Origin of the sequence: Micromonospora sp. S-DT3-3-22 (assembly GCF_015354745.1) — a bacterium.
Lineage (GTDB): Bacteria > Actinomycetota > Actinomycetes > Mycobacteriales > Micromonosporaceae > Micromonospora > Micromonospora wenchangensis.
Genome location: NZ_JACGMO010000208.1, coordinates 1 through 6,584 on the forward strand (window position 1 = coordinate 1; position 6,584 = coordinate 6,584).

Consider the following 6,584-nt stretch of genomic DNA (forward strand, 5'->3'; position numbering starts at 1 on the left):
GCCGCCGGGGTGGGGGTGGGGCTCGGCTCCGCCGGAACGACGGTGATGGCCGGCGCGGCGGCCAGCGGCGCGGGGCTGCGGGTGGCGGCGGCGGTCGCTCCCGGCCCGGCGGCCCCGTCGGCGAGGGTGAGCGGACCGGACCGGCGGGCGGCGACGCCCAGCGCGACGACGCCGACCAGCAGGGTGGCGGTCAGGCCCACCCCGACCAGGACGCTACGCAGGCCGCCGCGCCGGTGGGCCGGGTGGGGCCCGGCGTCGGGGACGTCGGCGGGATCGCCGGCTCCGGGCGCCCCGTCGGGCAGCGGGAGGGACGCGGCGAGCAGCGCGACGCGCTGGGCGAGCTGACGCCGGCCGCGCTCCTCCCAGTCCCCGCCGTACGAACGGGCGGCGGTGTGTTCCAGCTCGGTGAGGAAGATCTCGGCGGGCTGGGTACGGTCGGCGGGGCACCAGGCCAGGCCGTGCCGGAGCAGGTCGTGCACGGTCGCCGGGGTCGGGGCGTCCGGGACCGGCGCGGCGCTGTGCTGGGCGCGCAGGGTCGCCGGGTCCCGCCCGTCGTAGGGGGGTCGCCCGGTGAGGCACTCGACGAACGTGGCGGTGGCGGCGTAGATGTCGCCGGCCGGCTCGGCGGGGGCCCCGGTCCACTGTTCGGGGGCCAGCCGGCGGCCGGTGCCGGTGGGCAGGACGATGGCGAGGTCGGTGAGTTTGCACCGCCCGTCCGGGGTGACGAGGACGTTCTCCGGCCGGTGGTCGCCGTGCACGACGCCCCGGGCGTGCGCGGCGGCGAGCCCGGCGAGCGAACCCTTGAGGACGCAGAGCGCGGCCTCCGGCGGGACCGGGCCGTGCGCGCGCAGCAGGTGGCGCAGCGCCACCCCGTTGACCAGTTCGGCGACGATCGCGGCGGCGGAGTGCGACTCGGCGTACTCGAAGAGCCGGCAGACGTGCGGGTCGTCCACGTCGACCAGCAGCCGCGCCTGCTCCCGGAAGGCCAGCCGGAAGGCGGGGTCGTCGCCGAGGGACGGGGTGAGGTAGCGGATGGCGACCGGGGTGCCGGTGGCGTCGTGGGTGGCGAGCAGCACCCGGCCGGACGTGCCCGTGCCGAGCTGCCGTACCGGGGTGTAGCCGGACAACCGCCAGTCGCCGGTCACCCGCCGGCCTTTCCGGTCCGCGGGGACTGGTCACAGGTCAGGGCCACACTGATCATTCTTACCCGGGGCGAGCTGCGGTCCATCGGCGCAACGGTTGTTTCCTCGCCTCCGGACGTCCGGCTGCGGAGATTAGTTCCGGTCACCGGTCGGGGTCGCCGGCCGGTCGCCCGGGTCGTGGCCGGTCGGGCCGGCGAGCTGCGGGGCGACGTCGGCGACGCGTTGCCGCATCGACCGCCGCCGCAGCGCGGCCAGGGCCTCGTCGACGAGGCGGCTCAGCGGGTACGCCAGCTCCGCCTCGAACCGGCGGGCGGCGGTGGCGGTGGCGGCGTACTCGGCGTGCAGGACGGGCAGCAGGTCCCGGGCCCGGTCGGTGGGGGTGACGACGCGGTGCCGGGCGTCGGCGCCGGGGGCGAGGGTGACCAGCCCGTCGGCCGCCATCCGGGCGACGGTCTGGCTGGCCGCGGAGTGGGTCACCCCGGTCGCCTGGGCCAGGGTACGGATCGACGCCGGGCCGAGCCGGTCCAGCGCGATCAGCACCGGGGTGTAGCGGGGGCGGAAGCCGGGCAGCCCGAGGTCGGTGTAGACGGCGGCGACGTCGCCGTCGAGCAGCTCCAGCAGGTGCCGCAGCCGGGTGCCGAGCAGCGCGGGGTCGGACGGTTCGTCGGGCATGCCGTAATGTAACAGCGCTGTTGTATCTCACACCCCGGGGAGGCCCACCGATGGACGAGCGGTACCCGCCGATCGAGCCGTACGACCGGGGCATGCTCGACGTCGGCGACGGCAACGAGGTCTACTGGGAGGTGTGCGGCAACCCGGCCGGCCGGCCGGCGCTGGTCGTCCACGGTGGACCCGGCTCAGGCTGCGGCCCGTGGGCCCGACGGTACTTCGACCCGGCCCGCTACCGGGTGGTCCTGTTCGACCAGCGCAACTGCGGACGCAGCACGCCGCACGCCGCCGACCCGGCCACCGACCTGCGGCACAACACGACCGCCCACCTGGTCGCCGACATGGAGCGGCTGCGCGAGCACCTGGGCGTCGACCGGTGGCTGCTCTACGGCGGCTCGTGGGGCTCGACGCTGCTGCTGGCGTACGCGCAGCGGCACCCGCAGCGGGTGTCGGCGATCGTGATCGGGGCGGTCACCACCACCCGCCGGTCGGAGGTCGACTGGCTCTACCGGGGTGTCGGCAGGTACTTCCCCCGCGAGTGGGAACGGTTCCTCGCCGGTGCCGGCGTCGGCCCGCACGACGACGTGGTCGGCGCGTACGCCCGGCTGGTGGAGGGCCCCGACCCGGAGGTCCGCGAGCGGGCGGTGCGGGACTGGTGCGCCTGGGAGGACGCGGTGGTCTCCGCCGAGGGGGTGGGCAACCCGTACGGCGACCGCCCGTCGGCCGAGCGGACCGCGATGGTGCGGATCTGCGCGCACTACTTCTCCCAGGGGGCCTGGCTGGCCGAGGGTGAGCTGATCCGGCGGGCCGACCGGCTCGCCGGCATCCCGGGGGTGCTGATCCACGGCCGGGTCGACCTGGGCAGTCCGCTGGTCACTGCCTGGGAGCTGCACCGGGCCTGGCCGGATTCGCGCCTGCACGTGGTCGAGGGGGCGGGACACTTCGGCACGGTGGAGACCCGGCGGCACCTGCTGGCCGCCCTGGACGGCTTCGCCACCGCCGGCTGAGCGGCCGGCCCGGAACCACCGCACCGACGGCAGGAGATTCGGACGGTTCTGCCCGGCACGCCGCGAAGACGGGCAGAATCGATCGACGACGCCCTCTAGCGCCGACCACCGACGTGACAATATCCTCCATCTCACGCGGAATCGTTGGAGCTAGTTTTCACGTTCGTCGCCAGTGCCGCCGCCGGCCGCCGAGGAGATGCCATGTCCGTCGTACGCCCCGCCCTCGACCGTCGTACGCTGCTGCGGGCCGGCCTCGGCGCGGCCACCGTCGCGGTCGTCGGGTCCGACCTGGCGCTGCCGGACGCCGCCCGGGCCGCCCTCCCCGGCGCGGACCTGGACTGGATCATCGGCTGCGACGAATGGGAAGCCCGCCCGCCGGCCGACCCGCTGTCGGTCAGCACCATCCCCACCAACAAGATCATCGTGCACCACATGGCCTTCCCGAACGTCACCGACCACTCCCGGGAACAGGCCGTCAAGCTGGCCCACGACTGCCAGGATCTGCACATGGACGGCAACGGCTGGTCCGACACCGGCCAGCACTTCACCGTCAGCCGGGGCGGGTACGTCCTGGAGGGACGGCACGGCAGCCTGGAGCGGCTGCGCGCCGGCGACCGGCAGATGGTCTCGGCGCACTGCCCCGGCGAGAACGGCCGGGCCATCGGCATCGAGAACGAGGGCACCTACGTCACCGACACCCCGCCACGGGCACTGCTCGACTCCCTGGTCCGGCTCTGCACCACCATCTGCCGGCAGTACGGCCTGCACGCCCACGACATCTTCGGCCACTGGGACTTCCGCGTCACCCAGTGCCCCGGCGCGCAGTTCTACCGCCTGTTCCCCGAGGTGCGCCGGGAGGTGTTCCGCCGGCTCGGCACCCGACTGGTCGACGTGCCGGCCCGCCGCTGGCCCGACCTGTGGCGCTTCGTCAACGCCCCCGGCGTCCAGGTCGCCCAGTACCTGCTGGCCCACCGGGGCTACCCGGTCACCCCGAGCGGCACGTTCGACGCCGCCACCGTCGCCGCGGTCGGCGACTGGCAGGCCCGCAACGGCATCCCGGTCGACGTCGACGCCACCCTGACCGCCCCCACCTGGGAGACCCTCGCGCCCGAACTGGACCGCGACGCCACCGGCCTGCCCGTGCAGGCGGTGCAGTTCATCCTGAACTGGAAGGGCTACGCCGAGGTCACCGTCACCGGCAGCTACGACCCGGCCACCCGCCGCGCCGTGCAGGACCTCCAGGCGCTGCACGGCCTGCCCCGCACCGGCAGGGTCTCCACCGGCACCTGGTGCGCCCTGGTCGGCGGCGTCGTGCGGCAGTCGCTGCGGCACTGACCCGCGCCACACGGCCAGGCTGTTTGGACGGCGGCGGCAACGGGGAGTGTGGCCGGCATGACGTGGGCCCGCCGCACCGTACCCGTGATCGCCGCCGCCGTCGCCGGCCTCGCCGCCCGGGACGTCCTCCAACGAGACCATGCGCTGCTGCGCAACTTCCCGCTCGTCGGACGGGCCCGGTACCTGCTGGAGGCGATCGGCCCGGAGCTGCGGCAGTACATCGTCGCCGGCAACGACGAGGAACGGCCGTTCACCCGGGACCAGCGGCGGTGGATCTACGCCTCGGCCAAGCAGGAGAACAACTACTTCGGGTTCGGCACCGACAACGACATCGAACGCAGCCCCGGCTACCCGATCATCAAGCACCGCACGTTCGCCCCGACCGTCCCGCCGTCGCACCCGAGGGCCGGGCACGACGTACGGCTGCCGGCGGCCAAGGTGCTCGGTGGGCCACGCGGACGGGCCACGGCGTTCCGCCCCGGGTCGGTGGTCAACATCTCCGGGATGAGCTTCGGCTCGCTGTCCGGCAACGCGGTGTCCGCCCTCAACCAGGGGGCGGCGCTGGCCGGCTGCCTGCAGAACACCGGCGAGGGCGGGCTGTCGCCGTACCACCGCCACGGCGGCGAGCTGGTCTTCCAGCTCGGTACGGCGTACTTCGGCTGCCGGGACGCCCAGGGCCGGTTCGACCTCGTCCGGCTGCGCGACCTGGTCGCCGGAGCACCGGTGCGGGCCCTGGAGATCAAGCTCAGCCAGGGCGCGAAGCCCAGCCTGGGCGGGCTGCTGCCCGGGGCGAAGGTGTCCGCCGAGATCGCCGCCACCCGGGGCATCACCCCCGGGCAGGACTGCGTGAGCCCGTCGCGGCACGCCGAGTTCTCCGACTGCGACAGCCTGCTGGACTGGGTGGAGCTGCTGGCCGCCGAGACCGGACTGCCGGTCGGCATCAAGTCCGCCGTCGGCGACCTGGGGTTCTGGGAGGAGCTGACCACGCTGATGCGCGACACCGGCCGGGGCGTCGACTTCGTCACCGTCGACGGCGGCGAGGGCGGCACCGGGGCCGCACCGCTGATCTTCACCGACTCGGTGTCGCTGCCGTTCCAGCACGGCTTCGCCCGGGTCTACCGGACCTTCGCCGAGCGGGGGCTGCACGAACAGACCGTCTTCGTCGGCGCGGGCAAGCTGGGCCTGCCGGACAACGCGGTGGTGGCCTTCGCGCTCGGCTGCGACCTGGTCAACGTGGGCCGGGAGGCGATGCTGGCGATCGGCTGCATCCAGGCGCAGAAGTGCCACACCGACACCTGCCCCACCGGCGTGGCCACCCAGAACGCCTGGCTGGCCCGGGGCCTGGACCCGGTCCGCAAGTCGGTGCGGGCGGCGAACTACATCGGCACGCTGCGCCGCGACCTGGTCAAGGTGGCCGAGGCGTGCGGCGTCGAGCATCCGGGGCTGATCGACACCGACGCCGTCGAGATCCTCGACGGCCGGACCTCGGCCCGGCCGCTGCGGGAGGTCTACGGCTACCAGCCGCACTGGGGGCTGCCGTCGGCCGCCGACCGGGCCGCGATCGCCCGGCTGATGGCTGGCGAGGCGCCCCGGGGCGGCAGCGCCCTCCCCTCGGCCACCGCCCAGGGCTGACCAGATTTCGCCAGCTCAGCACACGTAATCGAACATGTGTGCGAACATGGGTCGGTGTCGACCGGAGCCAGCATCCTGCACGCCGACCTGGACGCCTTCTACGCCTCGGTCGAGCAGCGGGACGACCCCCGCCTGCGCGGCCGGCCGGTGATCGTCGGCGGCGGGGTGGTCCTCGCGGCCAGCTACGAGGCCAAGGCGTACGGCGTACAGAGCGCGATGGGCGGCCGGCAGGCCCGACGGCTCTGCCCTCAGGCGATCGTGGTGCCGCCGAGGATGGCGGCGTACACGGCGGCGAGCCGGGCCGTGTTCGCCATCTTCCGGGACACCACCCCCTGGGTGGAGGGGCTCTCCATCGACGAGGCGTTCCTCGACGTGGGTGGGTTGCGCCGGCTCTGCGGGTCACCCGCGCAGATCGCCACCCGGCTGCGCCGGACGGTCCGCGACCAGGTCGGGCTGCCGATCACCGTCGGGGTGGCCCGGACGAAGTTCCTCGCCAAGGTCGCCAGCGGGGTGGCCAAGCCGGACGGACTGCTGGAGGTGCCGCCCGACGGCGAGCTGGCGTTCCTGCACCCGCTGCCGGTGGAACGGCTCTGGGGCGTCGGCCCGGTCACCGCGGCGAAGCTGCGCGCCCGGGGCGTCCACACCGTCGGCCAGGTCGCCCGCCTCGACGTCCCGGCCCTGGAGTCGCTGCTCGGCGCGGGCGCGGGCCGGCACCTGCACGCGCTGGCCCACAACCGCGACCCACGGCCGGTGCAGGTGGGCCGCCGCCGGTCGTCGATGGGCGCGCAGCACGCCCTGG

6 protein-coding genes are annotated in these 6,584 nt (G+C 74.7%); 4 read left to right on the forward strand and 2 right to left on the reverse strand.

The features are described from left to right. Positions 1-1,145 (reverse strand): serine/threonine-protein kinase (locus tag H1A17_RS32935; protein WP_194823713.1); only part of this gene is annotated, 1,145 nt, incomplete at its 3' end. Positions 1,146-1,274: 129 nt separating this feature from the next. After that, the gene (locus H1A17_RS32940) at positions 1,275-1,814 is read right to left on the reverse strand and encodes a MarR family winged helix-turn-helix transcriptional regulator (RefSeq protein ID WP_145919940.1); all 540 of its coding nucleotides are present in this window, start codon (positions 1,812-1,814) and stop codon (positions 1,275-1,277) included. A gap of 50 nt (positions 1,815-1,864) precedes the next feature. Here H1A17_RS32940 and pip point away from each other — a divergent pair, with 50 nt between their 5' ends. The 4 genes from pip to dinB form a co-directional block, all read left to right on the forward strand. After that, positions 1,865-2,818 (forward strand): prolyl aminopeptidase, encoded by a 954-nt coding sequence (gene pip, locus H1A17_RS32945; protein WP_145919939.1) that lies wholly within the window; start codon positions 1,865-1,867, stop codon positions 2,816-2,818. A 201-nt stretch (positions 2,819-3,019) separates the two neighbouring features. Further along, positions 3,020-4,153: an N-acetylmuramoyl-L-alanine amidase gene (locus H1A17_RS32950; protein ID WP_194823714.1), complete on the forward strand. Its 1,134-nt coding sequence runs from the start codon at positions 3,020-3,022 to the stop codon at positions 4,151-4,153. Positions 4,154-4,210: 57 nt separating this feature from the next. Next, the gene (locus tag H1A17_RS32955) at positions 4,211-5,785 is read left to right on the forward strand and encodes an FMN-binding glutamate synthase family protein (RefSeq protein ID WP_194823715.1); all 1,575 of its coding nucleotides are present in this window, start codon (positions 4,211-4,213) and stop codon (positions 5,783-5,785) included. Between the two features lie 54 nt (positions 5,786-5,839). Then, the coding region (dinB, locus tag H1A17_RS32960) for a DNA polymerase IV (protein ID WP_194823716.1) at positions 5,840-6,584 on the forward strand (745 nt) is incomplete at its 3' end.

Excerpts from the sequence above, each read along its gene's own strand:
- H1A17_RS32940 (WP_145919940.1), bottom strand. The coding sequence starts at position 1,814 with ATGCCCGACGAACCGTCCGACCCCGCGCTGCTCGGCACCCGGCTGCGG.
- pip (WP_145919939.1), top strand. The coding sequence starts at position 1,865 with ATGGACGAGCGGTACCCGCCGATCGAGCCGTACGACCGGGGCATGCTC.
- H1A17_RS32950 (WP_194823714.1), top strand. The coding sequence starts at position 3,020 with ATGTCCGTCGTACGCCCCGCCCTCGACCGTCGTACGCTGCTGCGGGCC.
- H1A17_RS32955 (WP_194823715.1), top strand. The coding sequence starts at position 4,211 with ATGACGTGGGCCCGCCGCACCGTACCCGTGATCGCCGCCGCCGTCGCC.